General features: G+C 62.8%; 22 protein-coding genes. 7 read left to right on the forward strand and 15 right to left on the reverse strand.

Translation table 11 applies throughout. The annotated features are described in order from the left end of the window. The first annotated feature begins 106 nt into the window (after positions 1 to 106). A complete protein-coding gene (locus tag BXA07_RS14075; RefSeq protein WP_076568531.1) occupies positions 107 to 781 on the forward strand; it encodes a TetR/AcrR family transcriptional regulator in 675 nt (224 codons plus the stop codon). Here BXA07_RS14075 and BXA07_RS14080 read toward each other — a convergent pair. From BXA07_RS14080 to BXA07_RS14110, 7 genes are all read right to left on the reverse strand, one after another. Then, complete coding sequence (locus BXA07_RS14080; protein WP_076568532.1) at positions 744 to 1,424, reverse strand: DNA alkylation repair protein; 681 nt, start codon at positions 1,422 to 1,424, stop codon at positions 744 to 746. The two genes, BXA07_RS14075 and BXA07_RS14080, sit on opposite strands and share 38 nt — an antisense overlap. 174 nt (positions 1,425 to 1,598) lie before the next feature. After that, entirely contained in the window at positions 1,599 to 2,375 is a 777-nt protein-coding gene (locus BXA07_RS14085) for a peptidylprolyl isomerase (RefSeq protein WP_070218375.1), read from the reverse strand. A 111-nt stretch (positions 2,376 to 2,486) separates the two neighbouring features. Continuing rightward, positions 2,487 to 3,266, reverse strand: a complete 780-nt coding sequence (locus BXA07_RS14090; RefSeq protein ID WP_076568533.1) for a peptidylprolyl isomerase — start codon at positions 3,264 to 3,266, stop codon at positions 2,487 to 2,489. Between the two features lie 84 nt (positions 3,267 to 3,350). Next, positions 3,351 to 3,653, reverse strand: a complete 303-nt coding sequence (locus BXA07_RS14095) for a BolA family protein (RefSeq protein ID WP_244556276.1) — start codon at positions 3,651 to 3,653, stop codon at positions 3,351 to 3,353. Then, positions 3,650 to 4,279, reverse strand: a complete 630-nt coding sequence (locus tag BXA07_RS14100; RefSeq protein WP_076568534.1) for a septation protein A — start codon at positions 4,277 to 4,279, stop codon at positions 3,650 to 3,652. The genes BXA07_RS14095 and BXA07_RS14100 overlap by 4 nt, the downstream gene beginning before the upstream one ends. A gap of 83 nt (positions 4,280 to 4,362) precedes the next feature. Next, on the reverse strand, positions 4,363 to 4,764 hold the full coding sequence (gene msrB, locus BXA07_RS14105; protein WP_076568535.1) for a peptide-methionine (R)-S-oxide reductase MsrB: 402 nt from the start codon (positions 4,762 to 4,764) through the stop codon (positions 4,363 to 4,365). Positions 4,765 to 4,773: 9 nt separating this feature from the next. Further along, positions 4,774 to 6,216 (reverse strand): protein adenylyltransferase SelO, encoded by a 1,443-nt coding sequence (locus tag BXA07_RS14110; protein WP_076568712.1) that lies wholly within the window; start codon positions 6,214 to 6,216, stop codon positions 4,774 to 4,776. Positions 6,217 to 6,490: 274 nt separating this feature from the next. Here BXA07_RS14110 and BXA07_RS14115 point away from each other — a divergent pair, with 274 nt between their 5' ends. Further along, a complete protein-coding gene (locus BXA07_RS14115) occupies positions 6,491 to 8,143 on the forward strand; it encodes a 3-(methylthio)propionyl-CoA ligase (RefSeq protein ID WP_076568536.1) in 1,653 nt (550 codons plus the stop codon). Between the two features lie 6 nt (positions 8,144 to 8,149). On the opposite strand, the gene BXA07_RS14120 is transcribed toward BXA07_RS14115, so the two are convergent. Genes BXA07_RS14120 through BXA07_RS14135 form a run of 4 tightly spaced genes read right to left on the reverse strand, consistent with a single transcriptional unit; the run spans position 8,150 to position 12,700 of the window. Then, positions 8,150 to 9,658, reverse strand: coding sequence for a chemotaxis protein CheW (locus tag BXA07_RS14120; RefSeq protein WP_076568537.1), 1,509 nt, complete (start codon positions 9,656 to 9,658; stop codon positions 8,150 to 8,152). Continuing rightward, positions 9,645 to 10,175 (reverse strand): chemotaxis protein CheD, encoded by a 531-nt coding sequence (locus BXA07_RS14125; protein WP_076568538.1) that lies wholly within the window; start codon positions 10,173 to 10,175, stop codon positions 9,645 to 9,647. The genes BXA07_RS14120 and BXA07_RS14125 overlap by 14 nt, the downstream gene beginning before the upstream one ends. Beyond that, positions 10,172 to 10,996, reverse strand: a complete 825-nt coding sequence (locus BXA07_RS14130) for a CheR family methyltransferase (RefSeq protein ID WP_076568539.1) — start codon at positions 10,994 to 10,996, stop codon at positions 10,172 to 10,174. Before BXA07_RS14130 ends, BXA07_RS14125 begins: the two co-directional genes overlap by 4 nt. Before the next feature lie 3 nt (positions 10,997 to 10,999). Beyond that, positions 11,000 to 12,700 carry a methyl-accepting chemotaxis protein gene (locus tag BXA07_RS14135; RefSeq protein ID WP_348532959.1) on the reverse strand — a complete coding sequence of 567 codons (1,701 nt, stop codon included), beginning with the start codon at positions 12,698 to 12,700 and terminating at the stop codon, positions 11,000 to 11,002. Positions 12,701 to 13,257: 557 nt separating this feature from the next. Here BXA07_RS14135 and BXA07_RS14140 point away from each other — a divergent pair. Next, positions 13,258 to 15,345, forward strand: coding sequence for a 3-hydroxyacyl-CoA dehydrogenase NAD-binding domain-containing protein (locus BXA07_RS14140; protein ID WP_076568541.1), 2,088 nt, complete (start codon positions 13,258 to 13,260; stop codon positions 15,343 to 15,345). A gap of 43 nt (positions 15,346 to 15,388) precedes the next feature. On the opposite strand, the gene BXA07_RS14145 is transcribed toward BXA07_RS14140, so the two are convergent. The 3 genes from BXA07_RS14145 to BXA07_RS14155 all read right to left on the reverse strand — a co-directional run bounded on the left by BXA07_RS14145 (position 15,389) and on the right by BXA07_RS14155 (position 17,077). Continuing rightward, positions 15,389 to 16,237, reverse strand: coding sequence for an alpha/beta fold hydrolase (locus BXA07_RS14145; protein ID WP_083708246.1), 849 nt, complete (start codon positions 16,235 to 16,237; stop codon positions 15,389 to 15,391). 100 nt (positions 16,238 to 16,337) lie between these two features. Further along, positions 16,338 to 16,736 carry a VOC family protein gene (locus BXA07_RS14150; protein ID WP_076568543.1) on the reverse strand — a complete coding sequence of 133 codons (399 nt, stop codon included), beginning with the start codon at positions 16,734 to 16,736 and terminating at the stop codon, positions 16,338 to 16,340. A 101-nt stretch (positions 16,737 to 16,837) separates the two neighbouring features. Then, the gene (locus tag BXA07_RS14155) at positions 16,838 to 17,077 is read right to left on the reverse strand and encodes a DUF2798 domain-containing protein (protein ID WP_076568544.1); all 240 of its coding nucleotides are present in this window, start codon (positions 17,075 to 17,077) and stop codon (positions 16,838 to 16,840) included. Positions 17,078 to 17,190: 113 nt separating this feature from the next. Here BXA07_RS14155 and BXA07_RS14160 point away from each other — a divergent pair, with 113 nt between their 5' ends. Then, positions 17,191 to 18,138 (forward strand): LysR family transcriptional regulator, encoded by a 948-nt coding sequence (locus BXA07_RS14160; RefSeq protein WP_076568545.1) that lies wholly within the window; start codon positions 17,191 to 17,193, stop codon positions 18,136 to 18,138. Positions 18,139 to 18,257: 119 nt separating this feature from the next. Next, positions 18,258 to 18,461, forward strand: a complete 204-nt coding sequence (locus BXA07_RS14165; RefSeq protein ID WP_076568546.1) for a hypothetical protein — start codon at positions 18,258 to 18,260, stop codon at positions 18,459 to 18,461. A 97-nt stretch (positions 18,462 to 18,558) separates the two neighbouring features. Here the strand turns inward: BXA07_RS14165 and BXA07_RS14170 are convergent, their stop codons facing one another. Continuing rightward, complete coding sequence (locus tag BXA07_RS14170) at positions 18,559 to 20,259, reverse strand: MFS transporter (protein WP_076568547.1); 1,701 nt, start codon at positions 20,257 to 20,259, stop codon at positions 18,559 to 18,561. Between the two features lie 230 nt (positions 20,260 to 20,489). Between BXA07_RS14170 and BXA07_RS14175 the strand changes: the two genes are divergently transcribed. Both BXA07_RS14175 and BXA07_RS14180 read left to right on the forward strand, forming a co-directional pair. Further along, positions 20,490 to 21,668 (forward strand): acetyl-CoA C-acyltransferase, encoded by a 1,179-nt coding sequence (locus tag BXA07_RS14175; RefSeq protein WP_076568548.1) that lies wholly within the window; start codon positions 20,490 to 20,492, stop codon positions 21,666 to 21,668. Between the two features lie 127 nt (positions 21,669 to 21,795). Then, positions 21,796 to 22,098 (forward strand): Dabb family protein, encoded by a 303-nt coding sequence (locus BXA07_RS14180; protein WP_076568549.1) that lies wholly within the window; start codon positions 21,796 to 21,798, stop codon positions 22,096 to 22,098. Positions 22,099 to 22,169 lie beyond the last annotated feature (71 nt).

Here is a 22,169-nt window from a genome sequence, read left to right on the forward strand (position 1 = left end):
GTCGTTCTCCTTTGTTTGGGAGAAGCAATTATATATTAAAGAAACGTTGCGTGTTTCCAAAATATGTTTCAGTGTAAAATTGCCCATCGATCAAGTTGGAGCAGGCATGCAGGAAGCAGAGAGCAAGACAGTGCGGGGACGGGGCCGCCCGGCGCGCCCGCCCGAAGAGGCGCGCGAGGCGGCCGTGCAGGCGGCCACGTGGCTGCTGCTGCATGAAGGCTATGCGGCCACGACCATGGAAGCCGTGGCGCGCCACGCGGGCATGGCGAAAAAGTCGCTGTATCACTATGCGGCCAACCGCGAGGAACTCGTGGCCCTCGTGGTGCGCGGCTGGACGGACGCCTTCCTGCCGGCCATGGCGCGCGATGCGGCCGCGCCCGGCGAAGTACTGCCATTATTGAAGGAGATCTTGCAGGCGATGGTGGCGCGCGTGCTGACGGCCGACGCCGTCGGCCTGTTCCGTCTGCTGTGCACGGAGTTTCCCGCGCGCGCAGACTTGCTGGCCGTGTATCAGCGCAACGGCATCGAGCGGGGCACGGCCCTGCTGGCCGACTGGCTGGCTCGCCAGGCCGCGCGCGGTCATCTGCTGGTGCGCGATGCGCCGGAACTGGCCGGCCTGCTGCTGGCCATGGTGATTGCCGAGCCGCTGCGGCAGATGGCGCTGGGCCAACTGGCGCCCGTGCCGGCCTGGGATGCGGCACCCCGCGTCGACGCCGCGCTGCGCCTGTTGGGCGGCCAGGCCTTCAGCGTGGCTGGTGCTTCAGCGCCTCGCGGTAGCTGAGCGCCGACAGCCGCTGGCGGTGCGCGTTTGCAAACGCCGTCACGGCTGCGGGCGCGTGGTGCGCGTAATCGCGCAAGGCCCAGCCGATGGCTTTGCGGATGAAAAACTCGTCTTCGTGGGCCAGCGCCAGGGCCGCATCGAACAGCCAGCGGGCATCCGTATCGCCGCGCCAGCCCAGCTGGTGCAGCATGGCGATGCGGCGCAGCCAGAAATCCGCGTGGCGCAAGGCGCCCTCCATGTGCGCATGGCCGTCGCCGCCGCGCCGCAGCTGCGCCTGCAGCACGTCGCCGACGACGTCGGCCATGCCGTCGATGCTGTCCCACCACGCGCGCTGGCGCGCCAGGTCGAGCAGGGCGGGAATATGTTCCGGTAGTAATTGCCGCCGGTGCATGGCCAGCATGTCGAGCGCCACATGCTGGTATTCGCGCTCGGGCTGCTGCCACAGCAGTTGCGCATGTTCCAGCAGCACCTCGGCCCCCACCCCTTGCAAGCCCGCCAGCAGGGCCTTGGCAGCGAGCCGCCGCTGCGGCGCCGCCACGCCCAGGAACACGAACTGGCCGCGCATATACGCCTGCATGGGCGCCGCGCGGCCTGGTTCGGCAACCGCTTCCAGCGCGGCCTTCAATTCTGCATGTAGATACATCACATCTCCAGGCGTAAAAAAAGCGCTCCGAAGAGCGCTTTATATCTGGGCAGAATGCCCGATAAAACCGTAGCGAGCGGAAGTGAATTGTGGCCGGGAAGCGCAACCGTACTTGAGTACGGTGAGCATCGCAGGCCGCAAGTCACGACGCGCAGTAGGTTTGATCGGGTATTCTTATTGGATTTTGGCTTTTTTCATCAACTCATCGCGGTAGGCAGCGAGTTTCTTCTGTTGCAGCGACTCGGCCACCTGGCCCTTGACTTCTTCCAGTGCCGGCAGCTTCGTCGGACGGGTTTCTTCCAGCTTGATCACGTGGAAGCCGAATTGCGATTGTACGGGCGTTTGCGTGATCTGGCCTGGTTTCAGGGCGACCATGGCGTCGGAGAAGGGCTTCACGTAGGAAGCCGGGCTGGCCCAGTCCAGGTCGCCGCCATTGGCAGCGGAGCCGTCTTTCGACACTTTCGCCAGTTCTTCGAACTTGGCGCCGCCTTTCAGCTTGGCGATGATGTCTTTCGCTTCCGCTTCGGTAGCCACCAGGATGTGGCGTGCATGGTATTCCTTGTCGCCGGCCTGGGCCTTGAACTTGTCGTATTCGGCCTTGATTTCAGCGTCCTTGACAGGGTTCTTCTTCACGTAGTCGGCCAGCAGGGCGTTGATGATGATGCTTTGACGGGCATTGTCGATCTGCGACTTGACTTCCGGACGCGTGCCGTAGCCTTGCTTGTCGGCTTCCTGGATCAGCACTTCGCGGCCGATCAGGTCTTTCTTGATGGCTTCGCGCAATTGCGGCGAATCGGCTTGCTTGCCTTGGGCGACGACTTGCTTGACGACCTGGTCGACGCGCGACGACGGAATGGCCTTGCCATTCACGGTAGCGACGTTTTGTGCGAACGCAGGGATCGCGACGACGGCGACCAGGGCTAAGATCAGGCGGGCTGGCTTCAAAATCATGTTCATTCCTAATAAATATACTAAAAATCGAGATGCGCGACTGTCGCGCAGTGCGCATTCAGGCGCAGAATACACGACCGGCGCCGAAAAGGGCGCCGGGGAGGTCAGTTCTTACTGAACTTTCGCTTTTTTGATCATTTCTTCCTGATACGCTTGCAATTTCTTTTGCTGCAGCGCTTCGGCGATCTGTGGCTTGACTTCTTCCAGGGTCGGCAGTTTTGCCGCGCGGGTGTCGTCCAGCTTGATCACGTGGAAACCGTTAGGCGTTTGCACCGGGGTGTCCGTGATTTGGCCTTTTTGCAGCTTCACGAAGGCGTCCGAGAACACTTTCGGGAACGACGATGGGGCTGCCCAGTCCAGGTCGCCGCCATTGTCGGCCGAGCCCGCATCTTTCGATTGCTTGGCCAGGTCTTCGAACTTGGCGCCGCCTTTCAGCTTGGCGATGATGTCTTTCGCTTCCGCTTCGGTGCCCACCAGGATGTGGCGTACATGGTATTCCTTGTCGCCCGTCTGCGCCACGAAGCGGTCGTATTCGGCCTTGATTTCAGCGTCGTTGACGGGGTTCTTTTTCAGGTAGTCGCCGACCAGGGCGTTGATGACGATGGCCTGGCGTGCGTTCTCGATCTGCTGCTTGACGGCTGCATCTTTACCGAAACCTTTGTTTTCCGCTTCTTGCATCAGCACTTCACGGCCGATCAAGTCCTTCTTGATCATTTCGCGCAGTTGCGGCGAATCCGGTTGCTGGCCTTGGGCGACGACTTGCTTGACGACTGCATCAACGCGCGACGATGGGATAGGCTTGCCATTGACGACGGCAACATTTTGCGCAAAAACAGGTACCGCGACAACGGCGAGTAGTGCGATCAGCAAGCGGGCTGGCTTAAAAGTCATTATTAAATCCTGTTAGGGAAAGTTTCGTAAAAAACGCATGGGAAGAAATCCATCACATGGCTCGGGTACGCCAAAACGCCATCCTTACACTACTTCGGACGGCGCCAGGGCCACAATCGCCAATGCATGTATCTCATTATGCATCATATCGTGCACGGAATCATACACCAGTCGATGGCGCATGACGAGCCTGAGCCCCTCAAATCGGCTAGAAATTATGCGCAGATTGTAATGGCCTCCGCCCGAGGCGGCGCCCGCGTGGCCCCGGTGGCGCGCCGAGTCGTCTTCCAGCACGCATTCCAGAGGGGAAAGTGCCGTTTCCAGGCGGGTACGGATGCGCTGCATGCGCGTTTCCGGCGAGGTATTCCCGGTGGTGGTATGCATCATGCGTCTTCCTTGATATGTTTGGCGAGGAACAGGGTCTGCGCCACGATGAAGGCAAAGAAGATGCCCGTCGCGCCAAACGCCTTGAAACTGACCCAGGCGGCCATGTCGCCCTTGTACAGCACGAAGGCGACAAACAGGTTCAGCGCGCCGATGGCGCCGAAGAAAATGATCCAGGCGGCCAGCAGCTGGTTCCATACGGCCTCGGGCAACTGCACTTGCGCTTCCATGGTCTTGCGGATCAGGTTTTTCTTGAATCCCACATGGGCGATCAGGAGGGCCAGGCCGGACAGCCAGTAGATCAGGGTCGGCTTCCATTTCAGGAAGAAATCGTCATGCAGATAGATGCTGGCGCCGCCGAACACGACGAAGATGAACAGCGACAGCCACAGCATGCCGTCCACCTTGCGCTTGCGCAAGAGCAGATAGCTGACCTGGCAGGCCGTGGCGACGATGCCGACGAGGGTGGCGAGTATCCACGGCGCCTGGTCAGCCTTGATCAGGCCGCCTGACACGAAGCCGGACAAATATTGCTGCACGAAATCGTGCGTGGCCGCTTCATACATGCCGCCCAGTTTGAAGGCGGCGAAGAAGGCGATCAGGGGGAAGAGGTCGAATAGAAATTTCATGGCGAGACTTTACACTGGTCTTATAAAAATCATCTTAGGAATGGCTTAGGAGCAACCGAGTTGCTCCCAGGCGATTCCGTGTCTCACGGCTGCGGATCGAAGCGCAAGGAGGCCGAATTGATGCAATAGCGCAAGCCGGTGGGCGGCGGGCCGTCCGGGAAGACGTGGCCAAGGTGGGCGTCGCAGACGGCGCAGACGATTTCCGTGCGCACCATGCCATGGCTGCGGTCGACAATTTCCGTCACGTTGGCCGGGTCCAGCGCCTGGAAATAGCTGGGCCAGCCGCAGCCCGAGTCGAATTTCGTATCCGACGCAAACAGGGGCGTGTTGCAGCAGACGCAGGTGTAGACGCCGTGTTCGTGGTGGTCCCAGAACTTGCCCGTGAACGCCCGTTCCGTGGCCGCATGGCGCGTGACTTCGTATTGCATCGAGTCGAGCATGGCGCGCCATTCGGCGTCGGTTTTTCTGACTTTATTCGTGGTCATAATGACTCCTTAGGATGAGCAGCTGACTTCAAGGTGGCTGGCCCAGTCGGGCGGCAGGGCCGCATAGTGCTGGTGTTCGGGCTGTTCGTCAAATGGCTTTTGCAATATTTCCAGCAATTTTTCCACTTCCGTGTAGTCCTGCTGCCGGGCTTTCTCGATGGCCACTTGCGCCAGGTAGTTGCGCAGCACGTATTTCGGGTTGACGCCGTTCATGGCCGCTTGCCGTTCGGCATCGACGCTATTCTCAAGCAACAGGCGCGCCCGGTACGTCGCCGCCCACGCATCGAAGGCGGGGCGGTCGATGAACATGTCGCGCAGCATGGTGTCGTGTTCGGGCGCCGCCACCTGCAGTGTAGACAAGGCGCGGAAGAAGTTGGTGAAATCCACATGATTGGCTTGCATCAGCGCAAACATGCTGTCGAAGAGCGCCGTATCGTCGTCCTGGCGCGTCTGCAAGCCCAGCTTGGCGCGCAGCAAGCCATTCATCTTCTCCGCGAAGGCGGGTTGGTAGCTGTCCAGCGCCGCCTGTGCCAGTTCCACTTCGCCGATCAGCGGCAGCAAAGCCTGGCCCAGCGCATAGCAGTTCCAGTGGCCCACCTGCGGCTGGTTGGCGTAGGAATAGCGGCCCTGCTGGTCCGTATGGTTGCAGATGTGTTCAGCGTCAAACGCTTCCATGAAGCCGAAGGGGCCGTAATCGAGGGTCAATCCCAGTATCGACATATTGTCCGTGTTCATGACGCCATGCATGAAGCCGACGGCCTGCCACTGCGCGATCATGTGCGCCGTGCGCACGCAGACCTCGGCCAGCAAGGCCTGGTATGGATTTGCTGCGGCGCGCAACTCGGGATAGAAGCCGTCGATCACGTAATCGGCGAGGATTTTCAGTTCGTCCGGCTTCTTGCGGTAAAACCAGTGCTCGAACGAGCCGAAGCGCACGAACGTGGGTGCCATGCGCGTGACGACGGCCGCCGTTTCCACCGTTTCGCGCAGGATGCCTTGCTGCGAACCCATGATGGACAGCGCGCGCGAGGTGGGAATGCCCAGCGCCGCCATGGCTTCCGAGCACAGGAATTCGCGGATGGACGAGCGCAGCACGGCGCGCCCGTCGCCCATGCGCGAGTACGGCGTGGCGCCGGCGCCTTTCAGCTGCAGCTCCAGCGGGCCGCTGTCCGTGGCGATATCACCCAGCAGGATGGCGCGGCCATCGCCCAGCTGGCCGGCCCAGACGCCGAACTGGTGGCCCGAATACACGGCCGACAGGGGCTGCGAGCGCTCGGCCACGGCATTGCCGCTCAGCAGCGCCACATAGTCGGGCTCGGCCAGGCGCGCCGCATCGAGGCCGACCAGGCTTGCCGCCGGCGCGCTGGCGGCCACAAAGTAGGGCGCGGGCAGGGGCGTGGGCATCAGCCGCGTATAGAACGCGGGCGGCAGCGCCGCAAAGGCGTTATCCAGTGGTAAGGTATGAGCGGTGATGGCAGTTCCATTCAAATAAGATGTGGCGGCAGGATGCGCCAGCCTGGAATGCGATTTTACCGCACGGCGCCAGGGCGCGTGGCGGGCGCCTTCGGGCCTGCCGTGGCGGGCTTGAACACGGTGAAAAACGGAATCGAAAATTCCATGCTGCACCGCAATATCGAAATGCGTTGACGATTTCCGCACGACCGTACGAAACTAAGGACAGCCTGTCCATTCCAACAATCCGCAAGTAGCCACCCCAGGAGACACGATGTCGGCATTTCCCTTGAGTCCAGTGATGGGCCAGATGATGAATCAGCCTTTGCTCATTTCCAGCATTATCGAGTTTGCAGCGCGTCATTATGGCGGCAGTGAAATCATTTCGCGGCGGGTGGAAGGCGATATGCACCGCTATACCTACCGCGATTGCCACCAGCGCGCGCGCCGCCTGGCCAATGCCCTGCATGGCCTCGGCGTCGGCATGGGCGAGCGGGTCGCCACCCTGGCCTGGAACGGCTACCGCCACCTGGAAGCCTATTATGCCGTGTCCGGCTCGGGCGCCGTCTTGCACACGATCAATCCGCGCCTGTTTCCCGACCAGATCGCCTACATCTCGAACCACGCGCAAGACCAGGTTCTATTGTTCGATCTGACCTTTTTGCCCGTGGTGGAAAAAATCGCCGCCGACTGTACTTTCGTGCGCCATTTCGTGCTGATGTGCGACCGCGACCGCATGCCCGCCAGCAGCACCATCCCCGACCTGCTGTGCTATGAAGACCTGATCGCCACGCATTCGGACGACTACGCCTGGCCATTGTTCGACGAGAATTCGGCCGCCACCCTGTGCTACACGTCCGGCACGACGGGCAATCCCAAGGGCGCCCTGTATTCGCACCGCTCGACCGTGCTGCACGCGTATGCCTCGGCCATGCCCAGCGCGCTGAACGTGCGCGCTTCGGACACGGTCCTGCCCGTCGTGCCCATGTTTCACGTGAATGCCTGGGGCTTGCCGTATTCCGTGCCCCTGTCCGGCGCGCGCATGGTGTTTCCCGGCGCGGCGCTCGATGGCAAGTCGCTGTACGAATTGTTCGAGGCGGAAAAAGTGACGTTCTCGGCCGGCGTGCCCACCGTCTGGCTGGGCTTGCTGAACCACGCCTTGCAGAATAACTTGACATTTTCCACCTTCCGCCGCACCGTGATCGGCGGCGCGGCGTGCCCGCCAGCCATGATGGATACCCTGATCGACAAGTTCGACATCGAGGTCATCCACGCCTGGGGCATGACGGAAATGTCGCCGCTGGGCACGGCGGGCGGCTTGCAGACCAAGCACCTGGACTTGCCGAAGGACGAGCAGCGCAAGATCCTGCAAAAGCAGGGCCATGCCATTTACGGCGTGGACATGAAGATCGTCGACGACGACGGCAAGGAATTGCCGTGGGATGGCGTGGCGTACGGGCATCTGCTGGTGAAGGGACCGTGGATCATTTCCTCGTATTACAAGAACGAGGGCGGCGAGGTGCTGCAGGACGGCTGGTTCTCCACGGGCGACGTGGCCACCATCGATGCGGATGGCTACATGCAGATCACGGACCGCAGCAAGGACGTGATCAAGTCGGGCGGCGAATGGATCGGCACCATCGACCTGGAAAACCTGGCCATGGCGCACCCGGCCGTGCTGCAGGCGGCCTGCATCGGCGTGTTCCACCCGAAATGGGACGAGCGCCCCGTGCTCGTGGTGGTCTTGCGCCCCGGCATGACGGTCACGCGCGACGCCTTGCTGCAATTTTTCGAGGGCAAGATCGCCAAGTGGTGGACGCCCGACGACGTGCTGTTCATCGACGCCTTGCCCATGGGCGCGACGGGCAAGATCCAGAAGAACAAGCTGCGCGAGCAGTTCAAGGGGCACCGGCTGCCGGGGATGTAAGGCAGTCTAGGCCGCTTGCGGCAGCGCCGCCCCCAGTTTTTCCAGCAGGTGGTCGCACTGGAACACGGACAGGGTCTGGCGCTGCGCATCCGTGCCGATGTCGAGCATTTCCTCCATGTCGCTGCGCAAGTCGTCGTGCGTGCCCGTGCGGATGATTTGCGGCGCCGCAAAGCGCTGGCTGTCGGAAATGGTCATGATGTTGTCGATGTGGTCGACGAGGAAGCCGTAGCGTTCGGCGCCCCGTTCCACGATCAAGATCTTGCCCGCGCCCGCGCCCGCGTCCGGCAGGGGCGGCATCGCGTACAGCTGGCGCAGGTCGATGATGCTGATCATTTGCTGGCGCAGGTTGAGCATGCCGCGCATGCAGGCCGGCATGCCCGGCGGCGTCGTGATGGCGCCGCTGAAGTCGATGATTTCGCGCACTTGCCCGATTTCCACGGCGAACTGGGTTTCCACCGTGAACGTGATGTAGACGCGGCGCTGCGCCTGGCGCGTGGCGGCGCTGGCCGTTTCCGCATCGGCCGGGTACAGGCGCGCGTGGCCGGCGCGCATCTCGACGATCTCCGCCTGCGACAGGATATGCCTGTGGTCGAGGAAAATGATGTCACCCAGCCCCTGTTTCGTGATGCAGCCGGCGAACATGGCGGCGCGCGCCTTGCTCAGCAGGGGTATCGGCAGCACCTCGTCGCCGAAGAAATGCACGATGCTGTCGACGGAATCGACGAGGAAGCCCACCGTCGCGTCCTCCAGGCGCACGACGATGACGCGCTGCTCCGGCGTGGGGGCCTTGTCTTCCCTGGTTGCCTGCAGCAGGGCGCCGAAATCGACGACGGCCACCTGGCTGCCGCGAAAATGCATGCGTCCCAGGCACAGTTCGCTGTTCAGCAGGGAGCTGTGCAGTTCCGGCACCTTGATGATTTCCTGGATGGCCAGCATTTCAAACGCAAACGTGGCGCCGGCCGCATGGAAGCTCACGCATTGCCGGCGTTCGCTTTGCGCATGGTAGCGGGCCGTGCCAGGCCGGGCGCCCGTCGCCTGCAGGGCCAGCACGTGGGGCACGTTTTCGATGCGCAGCAGGGCGTGCGGGTCGAGGATCTGCAGCAGGCGCGCGCCGCCATCGAGCAAAATCGTGCCCGCAATGACGGCGTGGGCGTCGCCGCCCGCATACCGCAGGGCGCTGCGCTCGCTGGCGGCCACGCGCAGGATTTCGCCCGTATCCTGGAAGACGATGCCGACCAGCACCTGCTGGAAGTCGAGGATGGCGATCTTGTCCGTGGCCATGGCGCGCGGCGCGTCGGCGCGGAACAGGCGGCCCAGGTTGACCACCGGAATGACGCTGCCGCGCAAGGTGAACATGCCTTCCAGATACGCGGGCGACAGGGGCAGGGCGGTGACTTTGGCGGGATAGTTGACTACTTCGCGGATGCAGCCGGCCGGCAGGGCGAATTCATCGCCGCCCAGGTGGAAGGAGCCGAACAGTTCGGTGGCCGCCTCGCGGCCTTCATGCTTGTCCATAGGCGCTTTCCTTGCGTGGAATCAAGTCGGGGTGCGCCACCACGTCGGTGACGGCATAGCTGTGGCGGGCGCAGTCGATCAGCAACTGGCGCCCGTGGCGCCCGCCCAGCGCGCAAAAACTCACGCGCAAGCCGCATTGGGCCAGGTATTTGTGCGCCGCCTGCGCGTTTTGCCGTCCCACCTGCAGCCGTCCATGGCCATTTTCGGGGCCAAACATGCTGGCGCCCCCGGCCAGCACGACGTCGATATCGGCGTAATCGGCCTGGCGCGCCCCCATCAGCCGCAGCAGTGCGGGCACGGCCTGGCTCACATAGCGCGCGCCCAGGGAGCCGTCGGCGGCGGGCGCTTCCGGCAGCAGGCAGTGGGCCAGGCCGCAGCAACGGCCCTTCTTCCAGAGAAAGCCGATGCCGATGCAGGAGCCCAGCAGCGCCTGCAGCTGCTCGTCGCGCGTCCCCACGCTCAGTTGACCCATGCCAACAAGGTGCAGCGGCGGGCCGTGCCCGATGGCGGTGTTCATGCTGTCCCCGCCTTATAGATCATGGGAAACTCGAACTGGTAGCCGGTGCCCAGGCGCGCGATGCTTTCCGACTCGCCCAGGATCAGCCTGCCATCGTCCTTGAGGCTTGGCCGCGCCTGGCGCAGCACGGTTTCCTGGTGCTCCGCGTCGAAATAGATGAGCACGTTGCGCAGGAACACGAGGTCGAACTGGCGGGCCGGGCGCAGCGCTTCGAGCAGATTGTGCTGTGCAAAGCTCACGTGCCGCCGCAGTTCGTCGTTGACCTGCACGCCATATGGCGACGGCAGGAAGTATTTGCGCAGCAATTCCGGGTGCGACAATCGGATGCGTTCGACGGAGCGCCCGCTGTACTGGCCCGCCTTCGCGGCGGCGAGGATGTGGCGCGAAATGTCGCTGGCCAGGATCTGGTAGCGGAAACCGGGCGCCTGCAGCCTGAATTGTTCGCACAGCATGGCGATCGAATACAGTTCCTCGCCACTGGCGGCCGCCGCCGACCACACGTGCAGGCAGCCATCGGGATGGGCGCGCGCCCAGGCGGGCAGGTAGCGGTCGCGGAAGTAATCCCAGATCTGCGGCGTGCGGAAGAACAGGGTGTCGTTGGTGGTCACCAGGTCGATGAAATGGGCCACCTCGTCGCCGTCGCTGGCCACGCGGTCCAGGTAAGCCTGGTAGCTGTGCAGGGAAAGCGCCTGCAGGCGGGGCTGCAGGCGCCGTTCCAGCAAGACGCTCTTGCGCGCCGTCATGGCGATGCCCGTATGCTGGCGCACGAGGGCAATCAGGGTCGTGAGCACCTCGGGCGTCAAGGTGGCCGCGTGGCTCATGGCCTACACCACGAAGCCGGACACGGTCTGGTTCAGGCTGCCCGCTCGCTCGTTCAGGCTGTCCGTGGAGCGGGCGATGCTGTCGCAGTTGGCGGCCGACTTTTCCGTTTCCTCGGCAATGTACTGGATTGCCGTCGACACTTCGCGCGCTGTCAGCAGCTGCTCGTTGGCCGCCTTCGAGATATCCGAGATGGCCAGCGTGGTCTTGGCCACGCCCGAGACGATCTTGTCGAAGGCGTCGCTGGCCTGGCGCGAAATCTCGCTGCCCGTCGAAACGCGCTTGACGGATTCGTTGATCAGTTTGGAAATCTCTTTTGTTGCCTGCGAGGAGCGCTCGGCCAGCTTGCGCACCTCGTCGGCGACGACGGAAAAGCCCAGGCCGTGCTCGCCCGCGCGCGCCGCCTCGATGGCCGCGTTAAAGGCCAGCATATTCGTCTGGCTGGCGATTTCGCTGATGACCTTGACGATTTCGCCGATGTCTTCCGACGAGCGGTTGATCAGGTCCATGGCCTCGATGGACTTGGCGACGGCGCGCGCGCCCGCTTCCGCTTCCTGCTGCGTCGCTTGCGCCAGCGAGTCGGCGTTCGAGGTGTTTTCGGCGATGGAATTGATGGAAAACGTCAGGCCGTCGATGGAGGCGTTCATTTCCTCCACCGTGGCGCCCAGCGCCTGGGTGCCCACGGCCACGCCCGTGGCCCGCTCGGCGATCGCGTGCGAGGCGTCGGCAAAGCCGTTCGCCGCCGACACCACGGTGCCGATCACGCCGCGCAGGTCGGTGATCATCTTGCTGATGCCGCCGGCCAGCAGGTCGATCGGCTCTGCGCCTTCGGGCACGATATGGCAGGTCAGGTCGCCCCGCGCCGCGCGCGCCACCGATTCGAGCAGGGCGTTGACCTTGCGGCCGTCGCTGGCGGACCGGGCCTGGATGCTGTTTTCCAGGTTCACCTGGTCGCTGATGTCGATGGCGAACTTGACCACTTTGTACGGCTTGCCGTTCAGGTCGAGGATGGGATTGTAGGTGGCCTGTATCCACACCGCCTTGCCGTGCCTGCCCAGGCGCTTGTAGCGGCCCGCGTCGAATTCGCCCCGGTTGAGCTTTTGCCAGAATTTCCTGTAGTCGGCGCTGCCCGCGTATTCGGGCTCGCAGAACATGCGGTGGTGCTCGCCCTGGATATCGCTCAGGTCGTAGTCCATGACGGCGAGGAAATTGTCGTTCGCGTCCAGCACATTGCCCTGCATGTCGAATTCGATGACGGCCTGCGCCTTGCCGATGGCGCTGACCTTGCTTTCGTATTCGGCGTTGCGCCGCTTGATGGCCGTGACGTCGCTGGCGAACTTGACCACCTTGAAGGGCCGGCCTTCCGCGTCGAAAATAGGGTTGTACGAGGCATTGAGCCAGATTTCGCGCCCGTCCCTGGTGACGCGCTTGTATTCGCCCGCGTCGAACTGGCCTTGCCCCAGCTTGTGCCAGAACTGCGCATACTCGTCGCTGTTGGCGTACTCGGGCGGGCAGAACATGCGGTGGTGCTTGCCTTGCACGTCTGCCAGGGTATAGCCGAGCACGTTCAGGAAGTTGTCGTTCGCATGCAGGATGGTGCCGTCGAGTTCGAATTCGATGACGGCCTGGACACGGTTGAGCGCGGTATGTATCGCGAGTAAGTCCAGATCCCGGGAATGGCTGACATGGCTGGCTGCGTCCATCATATTTCCTTCAGTGTGAGTCGAAGTGAATAGGGCGGGAATGCGATCGGATTATGTCTGCCGCCGCACCGGGCACCAAGCGAATTGCGGCAACAGCGCGCGCGTGATGATCGCTGAGAATGCGGGAGGCATATTGGCTTCCTTTATCAAGCTTTTCTTTGCCATTGCAGCGAATGGATAGTCATCACAGTGCATGATATTGATTTGAATCAATAATTTTATTATTCCTTAGTGCCGGATGAAAAACAAGGGGCATGCATAAATAATGGAAAACTGCCTTTGCTGCCGCTTTCCGGCATATATAAAACCGTTTCTGGAATAATAAAACGACGTTTTAAAGATTTACTTTTTAATATGCAAATGAATATTCAAGTGATAGCTGCCAGCCGCACGCGTGCGCCGCGATGGCATCGTGCCGCGAACGTTGAGGTACCATGGCGGACAATGCATGCCGCGGCAGGGAACGATAAAAATAATACGAGCGTTCTTTTATGCGGTATAGTAAAGCTTCATCCCTTGCAACCACCTCATACATTGAGCAAAACCAATAAGGAAGAGACATGAGCGCTGAATATCAAGTGCACGGTGCGGTCGCCGTCATCACGCTGGCCAATCCGCCCGTCAACGGCCTGGGCCTGGCCACGCGCACGGCCGCCGTGGCCGGCATCCGCCAGGCGCTGGCCGACGATGCCGTCAAGGCCATCGTCATCACGGGCGCCGGCAAGGCTTTCTCGGGCGGCGCCGATATCAAGGAATTCAATTCGCCCAAGGCGCTCACGGAACCAACCCTGCACACCCTGATCAACGTCGTGGAGCAATCCACGAAGCCCGTCGTGGCGGCCATCCACAGCGTCTGCATGGGCGGCGGCCTGGAGCTGGCGCTGGGCTGCAACTACCGCGTGGCCGCGCCCGGCGCGCAGATGGCCTTGCCAGAAGTCAAGCTCGGCATCTTGCCGGGCGCGGGCGGCACGCAGCGCCTGCCGCGCGTGCTGGGCCTGGAAATGGCCCTCAACATGATCGTCTCGGGCACGCCCGTGGCGTCCGAGAAACTGGCCGGCACGGCCCTGTTCGACGAAGTCACCGCACCCGGCGCCGATTTATTGCAAGCCGTCGTGGCCTTCGCCACCAAGGTGGCCGACGTGCGCCCGCTGCCGAAAGTGCGCGAGCGCAAGGTCGATTACCCGAACCACGAAGCGTTCCTGCAGTTTTCGCGCAATACCGTCAAGGCCATGTCCGGCCCGTTCCCCGCGCCGCTCAAATGCGTCGATGCCGTGGCGGCCGCCGTGACGATGAAATTCGACGATGGCTTGAAATACGAGCGCGAACTGTTCATGCAGCTGGTGCAGTCGCCGGAATCGAAAGCGCTGCGCCACGCCTTCTTCGCCGAAAGGGTCGCCAGCAAGGTGCCCGACGTGCCGTCCGACACGCCCGTGCGCGCCATCGCCAGGACGGCGATAGTCGGCGCCGGCACCATGGGCGGCGGCATCGCCATGAACTTCGCCAACGCGGGCATCCCCGTGATGCTGCTGGAAACGAAGCAGGAAGCGCTGGACAAGGGCCTGGCCACCATCCGCAAGAATTATGAAAACACGGTCAAGAAGGGCAAGTTGACGCAGGACAAGGCCGAGCAGCGCATCGCGCTGGTCAGCGGCACGTTGGCCTACGCCGACATCGCGCAGGCCGACATCGTCATCGAAGCCGTCTTCGAAGAGCTGGGCGTGAAGGAAACCGTGTTCAAACAGCTCGACGCCGTCATGAAGCCGGGTGCCATCCTCGCCTCGAACACGTCCACGCTGGACCTGGACAAGATCGCCGCGTTCACTCAGCGTCCGCAGGACGTGATCGGCACGCATTTCTTCAGCCCGGCGAACGTCATGAAACTGCTGGAAATCGTGCGCGGCAAGGCAACGGGCAAGGACGTGCTGGCCACGGCGCTGGCGCTGTCGAAAAAGCTCAAGAAGACGGGCGTCGTCTCGGGCGTGTGCGACGGCTTCATCGGCAACCGCATGATCGAGCAATACAGCCGGCAAGCCGGTTTCCTGCTGGAAGAAGGCTGCCTGCCGGAACAGGTCGACAAGGCCGTCGAAAAATTCGGCTTCGCCATGGGCCCGTTCCGCATGGCTGACCTGGCCGGCAACGACATCGGCTGGGCCATCCGCAAGCGCCGCTACGTGGAAAAACCGGAGGTCACGTATTCGAAGACGGCCGACCTGCTGTGCGAACTGGGGCGCTTTGGCCAGAAGACGGGCGCCGGCTGGTATGACTACAAGCCGGGCGACCGCAAGGCGTATGCCTCGGAACAGGTCAACGCCCTGATCGTCCGGCACTCGGCCGACATCGGCGTGACGCGGCGCAAGATCGGCGACCAGGAAATCGTCGAACGCCTCGTGTACGCGCTCGTCAACGAGGGTGCGCGCATCCTGGAAGAGGGCATCGCCCTGCGCGCCTCGGACATCGACATGGTGTACCTGACGGGCTACGGCTTCCCCCTGTTCCGCGGCGGCCCCATGTTCTATGCGGATACGGTGGGCTTGCCGAACGTACTCGACACCATCAATGGCTATGCGAAGGGCCGCCACGGCGAAGCCTGGACGCCGGCGCCCCTGCTGGTGAAGCTGGCGGGCGAAGGCAAGGGATTCAACAGCTGATTGAGGTACTGAATGCAAAAGGGCAGATTTCTCTGCCCTTTTTTTATTTCTTCTTCGCCACCATCTTGACCGCCTCGTTGACGATGACGGGGTTGTCCTTCTGGATGTAGTAGCCGGCGCCCGTGATGCGCTCGATGGCCGGCGCGCCGGACAGGCGCTGCCAATCCTTTTCCTGGGCCCGCACGACGTCTTCAAACGAGCCCATTTCCTCGATGCCGAACTTGTCGCGCACCAGCAGCATGGCGGGCACGCGCAGCGGGCTGCTCATGTCCACATGTTGCAGGCATTGCGTCTGGGCATCGAACTCGGCCGATTCCGTGCTGTTGAACATGAGCTTGCGCCGCGTCTTGACGAGCATGGCGTAGGTGGGCGCGTCCGTCTGCAGGCGGTTCCATTGCTGCGGATGCGTGGGATCGAGCAAGACCAGGCCGGCCACTTCCTGCGGGTACAGCCTGGCATACACATACTGGTACAGCCCGCCCAGGCCGTGGCCGACGAGCACATACGGCGGTTTCAGGCCCGCCTGCGCCAGCAGGGCGCGCTGCTGGGCGGCGATGGTGCACGGGTCGCGCGGCGTGGTGGTCTTCTGGCTGTCGCCGTAGCCGGGACGGTCGTACACGAGCACGCGGTGCTGCCTGGCCACTTCCGGCACCACCTTGGCCCACACATCCTTGCCGTCGCCCATGGCCGACTGGAACACGACGGGCAAGTCGCCCTGGCCGCTCAGGGCATAGGCGATGCTGGCGTCGGGCAGGGCGGCGGTGGCCGGCACGCCTGGCGTGGCCGGGGTCGATGGCAGCAGGGAGCAGCCGGAAAAACAGCCTGCCAGCAGCAAGCCGGCGCTGGAGAGGAGCATGGTGTGCGCAGTGCGGCCGACAAATAGATGATGCATGAAGCTCCTTCTTGGTTCACTGCCCGGTATGGCGTGCCAGCCATTATAGGCAAATCGCAGGGAAGTGGAAATGGCTGACAGAACGGGATTGCCCGTGCTGTCAGCCGGCGTCGGCGCGATGGCAGACGGCTTCGATGCGGTTGCCGTCCGGATCGAACAGAAAGGCCGCGTAATAGCTGGCGTGATAGTGGCGCAGGCCGGGCGCGCCCAGGTCAAAGCCGCCATGGGCCAGGCCCGCCTGCCAGAACGCGTCCACGGCCGCGCGCGAGGGGGCCTTGAAGCAGCAGTGGCGGCGCGGCGCGTCGTCCGGGGCAGGGCCCAGGCGCACGGAAAAATAGCTGCGTTCGGGGTGCTCGGCATCGCTGCGCTCGCCATAGCCTATCCAGGCGTTGGCATGGTCGCTGCCCGCCTTGGGCACGTCCAGCGCTGCGAAGACGGCGTCGTAGAAGCGTTCGGCGCGTTCCAGGTCGCTGACGGTGAGGGAAACGTGATCGAGCATCGGCACTCCGCTGTAAAAACAAGGACGGCCATAGCATAGCCCGGATCAGGGCGGCCGTGGGCGGGAGTGACCGAGTGATACTGTTGCTGGCCGACTGCCGGTTAAGGGCGGCTGGCCAGCCGCGCCACGATACTGCGGCTCATCAGTTGCACGCGGGGCGCGAACAGCATCACGGCGCAGAAGGCCACGGGCCAGGCGGCAAGGAAGGCATGGCGCCAGCGGGGCAGGAAGTCCGCCTGCAGGCCGATATTGAGCCAGGTGACCCAGGCGCTCATCAGCAGGGTCATGAGGAAGGACATCAGCAGGGCAAACACGAAACGCAGGCGCAGGGCATCGGACATGGTGTATTTTTCATGAAAAGGGAAGAGATGCCAGCGTAACGACTTGCAGCAATCTATACTAGAGGCATATTTTTAATTTCAAATTCCATAAATGCAATCATGCTTGATGAATCATGCTCGATGACCTAGCCCTGTTCGTCGCCATCGTCGAGGCAGGCAGCCTGCATGCGGCCGCCGTCCGGGAAGACCTGCCCGCCGCCACCGTCACGCGCCGGCTGCAAAAGCTGGAAAGCCAGCTGGGCTACCGCTTGCTCAACCGCAGTGCGCGCCGCCTGCAGCCGACGGCGGAAGGCTGGCAATACTATGAGCAGTGCCGGCCCCTGGTCCACGCCTTGCGGCAGGCGACGCAGCAGCTCGACGCCAGCCTGTCGGCCGTGTCCGGCACCATCCGCGTGCTGGCGCCCGTCAACTTCGCCAGCGGCTTGCTGACGCCCGCGTGGGTCAGCTTCATGCAGCGCTACCCGGACATCCGCCTGGAGCTGGAACTGTCGAACCTGCTGCAAGACCTCGTGGGCAGCGGCGCCGACCTGGCCATCCGCGTGGGCGCGCTCGACGATTCCTCGCTGATGCAGCGCCGGCTGGGCAGTGCAGCGCTGGTGATGGTGGCCGCGCCCGCCTATCTGGCGCGCGCCGGCGAGCCGCAGGACTTGCAGGAACTGGAGCGGCACGAGCTGATCGTGGCCGAGCCGCTGCGCAGCTGGCGCTTGCGCCGGCCCGGCGACGGCGCCGACATGGTGATCGCGCCGCAGGCGCGCCTGCGCGTCAATGAAATGCGCCTGGCCGTGGAGATGGCCGACGCGGGCATCGGCATCCTGCTGTGTCCGCTGCTGCAGTGCCGCGAGGAAGTGGCGCGGGGCAGCCTCGTGCGCGTGCTGCCCGACTGGATGCCGCAGCCGCGCCACGTGTATGCCGTGTGGACGCAGCGGCGCTACCTGCCGGCCCGCGTGCGCGTGCTGCTCGAGCACCTGGCCGCGTTTGCGGAAAACAATCCGCTGTTGAACGAGGAGCTGGACGAGCCGCCTGCCGCTGACGTCCTTGCCGCGCGCAATTCTTCCTTGTAAGTAATACCGAGCGCTTGTACTTCTCGCCGGGAACGCGTTAAGATAAAGCCGTCAAGCTTATCAAGCTGGCAATCGGTGTTTTTTGTCGTGCCATCCCGTCCATACACATGAGAGATGCAATGAAATATCTGATCGTTCCCTTCCTGTTGGCCATTACCGGCTGTGAGGTACTGTATGACGCGAACCGGGACAAGATCGGTGAGTACTGCAATAGCCTGAACAATTTCGACGACCGCAATGCCTGCCGCAAGCGCAACCAGACCAGCTACCAGGAATACGTGCAGCAGCGCGACCAGGTTAAAAAGGGCAAGAGCGACAAATAAGCCCATCGCCGCCTGCGCCGCATAAAAAAACGCCGCTGAGCAGTCAGCGGCGTTTTGCATGGTAAGCCCCGGCCTTGCGGCCGGGGTTTGCGCCGCATCAATCGTCGGCGTAGATATTGTTGTCCTTGGTTTCCTTGACGAACAGGGTGCCGATGACCACCGTCGCCAGGGCCACGACGATCGGGTACCACAGGCCGTAATAGATGTCGCCCTTGAAGGCCACGAGCGCGAAGGCCGTCGTCGGCAGCAGCCCGCCGAACCAGCCGTTACCGATATGGTAGGGCAGGGACATCGAGGTGTAGCGTATGCGCGTCGGGAACATTTCCACCAGCATGGCGGCGATCGGGCCGTACACCATGGTCACGTACAGCACCAGGATGAACAGCAGCAGCACGACCATCGGCTTGTTGATCTGCTCGGGATCGGCTTTCGCAGGATAGCCCGCTTCCTTGATGCCGGCGCCCAGTTCCTTCTTCAGCGCCGCTTCGTGGGCCTTGCTGTCGGCGTCGAAGTTCAGGCCGTCGGGCGTCATGACGGCGTTAAACGAGGAAAATTCCTTCGTGCCGATGCGCACCTTGGCGATGCTGCCCGCCGGCGCGTCTTCCTTCGTGTAGTTCACCGAGCTGTTCGACAGGAAGCCCGTGGCGATGTCGCACGACGATGGGAACTTCTTGGTACCCGTCATGTTGAACTGGAAGTGGCAGGATGCGGGATCGGCCACCACCACTACTGGCGAGTTCTTCAGTGCAGCTTCCAGCTGCGGGTTGGCGAAGTGGGTCAGGCCGCTGAAGATGGGGAAGTAGGTGGCCGCGGCGATCAGGCAGCCGCCGAGGATGATGTACTTGCGGCCGATGCGGTCCGACAGGCTGCCGAAGAACAGGAAGAACGGCGTGGCCAGCAGCAGGGCGATGGCGACGAGCACGTTGGCCGTGGCCAGGTCCACTTTCAGGGTCTGGATCATGAAGAACAGGGCGTAGAACTGGCCCGTGTACCAGACGACGGCCTGGCCGGCGGTCAGGCCGATCAGGGCCAGGATGACGATCTTCAGGTTTTTCCACTTGCCGAACGCTTCCGTCAGCGGCGCCTTCGAGGTCTTGCCCTCGGCCTTCATCTTGGCGAACGCGGGCGATTCATTCATGGCCAGGCGGATCCACACGGAAATACCCAGCAGGACGACGGAGACAAGGAAAGGCACGCGCCAGCCCCAGGCTTCGAACTCCTTCTCGCCCGTGGCCAGGCGGGTGCCCAGGATGACCATCAGCGACAGGAAGAAACCCAGCGTTGCCGTCGTCTGTATCCACGCCGTGAACGCGCCGCGCTTGCCTTCAGGCGCGTGCTCGGCCACGTAGGTGGCTGCGCCGCCGTATTCGCCGCCCAGCGCCAGGCCTTGCAGGATGCGCAGGATGACGAGGATGATCGGTGCGGCGATGCCGATGGACGCATGGCCCGGCAGCAAGCCGACGATGAAGGTGGAGCCGCCCATGATCAGGATGGTGATCAGGAAGGTGTACTTGCGGCCGATCATGTCGCCGAGGCGGCCGAAGACCAGCGCGCCGAACGGACGCACGATGAAGCCGGCGGCAAAGGCCAACAGCGCGAAAATGAAGGTGGTGGTGGGGTCGCCGATGAAGAATTGCTTGGCGATGATGGATGCGAGCGAGCCGTACAGGTAAAAATCGTACCATTCAAAGACGGTGCCGAGCGAAGAAGCAAAGATGACCTTGCGTTCCTCGGGCGTAATCGGCGTTCCTTTGGTGGACATTTTCCGCACGTCGGCCGGGCCGGATGATGATGCCATGGTTTGTCTCCCTATGTTTTATAGTGAACTGTTGCCGAGGTCTTTATTGACCATTCTTGCAACAGCTTGGGGGCGAGTGTGTTCTTGAAAACTTACGTCATGCTTGCTTGGAACTTACACGAAGCTTACAGAGCGGCCTCCGGCGCAACTTTGCGAACGACCGTACTTAAATGTGCTATTCTGATTCCGCAGATACTTACTCTCATAACATTCCCACAAGGAGACACAGCATGAATGAAGCCGTCATCGTATCGACCGCCCGCACGGGCCTGGCCAAGTCCTGGAAGGGCGCGTTCAACATGACGCATGGCGCCACCCTGGGCGGCCACGTGCTGGCCGCCGCCATCGAGCGCGCGCGCATCGAGGCGGAGGAAGTGGAAGACGTGCTGGTCGGCTGCGCCTTCCCCGAAGGCGCCACGGGCGGCAATATCGCGCGCCAGGTGGCCTTGCGCGCAAGCTGCCCCGTCACCACGGCCGGCATGACCGTCAACCGCTTCTGCTCGTCGGGCCTGCAGGCCATTGCCCTGGCGGCGCAGCGCATCATGGCCGGCGAAGGCGATATCTATGCGGCGGGCGGCGTGGAATCGATTTCCTGCGTGCAAAATGAAATGAACACGCATATGTACAGGGAAGTCTGGCTGCAGCAGCACAAGCCGGAAGTGTACTGGCCCATGCTGCAGACGGCCGAAACCGTGGCCAAGCGCTACGGGATTTCGCGCGAGCGCCAGGACGTGTATGGCGCGCAAAGCCAGCAGCGCGCAGCAAGCGCCCAGGCCGCCGGCCTGTTCGACGCGGAAATCGTGCCCATGACCACCATCATGGGCGTGGCCGACAAGGCCAGCGGCATGCTGGTGTCGCGCGAAGTGACGATTGCCAGCGACGAAGGCATCCGCGCGGACACCACCTACGACGGCGTGGCAAAGATCCGCCCGGCCATTCCCGGCGGCGTCATCAGCGCCGGCAACGCCAGCCAGTTTTCCGATGGCGCGTCCATGGCCATCGTCATGAACGCGAAAGTGGCCGAGGCGAAAGGCTTGCAGCCGCTGGGCGTCTTCCGCGGCTTTGCCGTGGCCGGCTGCGAACCCGATGAAATGGGCATCGGCCCCGTCTATGCGATTCCCAAGCTGCTGAAAAAGGCGGGCCTGACCGTGGCCGACATCGGCCTGTGGGAACTCAACGAGGCATTCGCCGTGCAGGTGCTGTATTGCGCCGACACCCTGGGCATCCCCATGGACCGCCTGAACGTGAACGGCGGCGCGATTGCCGTCGGCCACCCCTACGGCGTGTCGGGCGCGCGCCTGACGGGCCACGCCTTGATCGAAGGCAAGCGCCGTGGCGTCAAATACGTGGTGGTCACCATGTGCATAGGCGGCGGCCAGGGCGCGGCCGGCCTGTTCGAAGTGCTGTAATGTTTGCGTGAACCCAGTCTGCGGGCGGCTTGCAGGGCCGCCCGTTTTCCTTGTACGGCCACTTTCTGCAGAGTGCGCCGATAGCGGGTACAGTCATGCTTCATTCATAAACAAGCAGCCTGCCACCATGATCAAGCACATTGTTTTCTGGAAACTCAAAGACCACGCCGAAGGCGCCGACCGCGCCACCAACGCCCTGAAACTGAAAGCCCTGCTCGATGCCTGTTCGGACCTGGTGCCCGGCATATTGAAATTCGAAGCGGCCGTGGCCCAGCCGGGCCTGGAAGCGACCTACGACATCGTGCTCTACAGCGAGTTCGCCAGCCGCGCAGCGCTCGACGCCTACCAGAACCATCCCGAGCACGTGAAGATCAAGCCGTTTTTTGGCGCCGTGCGGGAAGCAAGGCAATGTATGGACTACGAAGTGTAGTGACACCGAACCAAACCTACTGCGCGTCGGCATAGGTGGCCTGCGATGCTCACCGTACTTGAGTACGGTTG

This window comes from Janthinobacterium sp. TND4EL3, from assembly GCF_900156175.1.
Classification (GTDB): domain Bacteria; phylum Pseudomonadota; class Gammaproteobacteria; order Burkholderiales; family Burkholderiaceae_D; genus Janthinobacterium.

What these genes read in the sequence shown, in the direction of transcription:
- BXA07_RS14075 (WP_076568531.1), top strand. Translation starts at nt 107, where the DNA reads ATGCAGGAAGCAGAGAGCAAGACAGTGCGGGGACGGGGCCGCCCGGCG.
- BXA07_RS14080 (WP_076568532.1), bottom strand. Translation starts at nt 1,424, where the DNA reads ATGTATCTACATGCAGAATTGAAGGCCGCGCTGGAAGCGGTTGCCGAA.
- BXA07_RS14085 (WP_070218375.1), bottom strand. Translation starts at nt 2,375, where the DNA reads ATGATTTTGAAGCCAGCCCGCCTGATCTTAGCCCTGGTCGCCGTCGTC.
- BXA07_RS14090 (WP_076568533.1), bottom strand. Translation starts at nt 3,266, where the DNA reads ATGACTTTTAAGCCAGCCCGCTTGCTGATCGCACTACTCGCCGTTGTC.
- BXA07_RS14095 (WP_244556276.1), bottom strand. Translation starts at nt 3,653, where the DNA reads ATGATGCATACCACCACCGGGAATACCTCGCCGGAAACGCGCATGCAG.
- BXA07_RS14100 (WP_076568534.1), bottom strand. Translation starts at nt 4,279, where the DNA reads ATGAAATTTCTATTCGACCTCTTCCCCCTGATCGCCTTCTTCGCCGCC.
- msrB (WP_076568535.1), bottom strand. Translation starts at nt 4,764, where the DNA reads ATGACCACGAATAAAGTCAGAAAAACCGACGCCGAATGGCGCGCCATG.
- BXA07_RS14115 (WP_076568536.1), top strand. Translation starts at nt 6,491, where the DNA reads ATGTCGGCATTTCCCTTGAGTCCAGTGATGGGCCAGATGATGAATCAG.
- BXA07_RS14120 (WP_076568537.1), bottom strand. Translation starts at nt 9,658, where the DNA reads ATGGACAAGCATGAAGGCCGCGAGGCGGCCACCGAACTGTTCGGCTCC.
- BXA07_RS14125 (WP_076568538.1), bottom strand. Translation starts at nt 10,175, where the DNA reads ATGAACACCGCCATCGGGCACGGCCCGCCGCTGCACCTTGTTGGCATG.
- BXA07_RS14130 (WP_076568539.1), bottom strand. Translation starts at nt 10,996, where the DNA reads ATGAGCCACGCGGCCACCTTGACGCCCGAGGTGCTCACGACCCTGATT.
- BXA07_RS14135 (WP_348532959.1), bottom strand. Translation starts at nt 12,700, where the DNA reads ATGATGGACGCAGCCAGCCATGTCAGCCATTCCCGGGATCTGGACTTA.
- BXA07_RS14140 (WP_076568541.1), top strand. Translation starts at nt 13,258, where the DNA reads ATGAGCGCTGAATATCAAGTGCACGGTGCGGTCGCCGTCATCACGCTG.
- BXA07_RS14145 (WP_083708246.1), bottom strand. Translation starts at nt 16,237, where the DNA reads ATGCATCATCTATTTGTCGGCCGCACTGCGCACACCATGCTCCTCTCC.
- BXA07_RS14150 (WP_076568543.1), bottom strand. Translation starts at nt 16,736, where the DNA reads ATGCTCGATCACGTTTCCCTCACCGTCAGCGACCTGGAACGCGCCGAA.
- BXA07_RS14155 (WP_076568544.1), bottom strand. Translation starts at nt 17,077, where the DNA reads ATGTCCGATGCCCTGCGCCTGCGTTTCGTGTTTGCCCTGCTGATGTCC.
- BXA07_RS14160 (WP_076568545.1), top strand. Translation starts at nt 17,191, where the DNA reads ATGCTCGATGACCTAGCCCTGTTCGTCGCCATCGTCGAGGCAGGCAGC.
- BXA07_RS14165 (WP_076568546.1), top strand. Translation starts at nt 18,258, where the DNA reads ATGAAATATCTGATCGTTCCCTTCCTGTTGGCCATTACCGGCTGTGAG.
- BXA07_RS14170 (WP_076568547.1), bottom strand. Translation starts at nt 20,259, where the DNA reads ATGGCATCATCATCCGGCCCGGCCGACGTGCGGAAAATGTCCACCAAA.
- BXA07_RS14175 (WP_076568548.1), top strand. Translation starts at nt 20,490, where the DNA reads ATGAATGAAGCCGTCATCGTATCGACCGCCCGCACGGGCCTGGCCAAG.
- BXA07_RS14180 (WP_076568549.1), top strand. Translation starts at nt 21,796, where the DNA reads ATGATCAAGCACATTGTTTTCTGGAAACTCAAAGACCACGCCGAAGGC.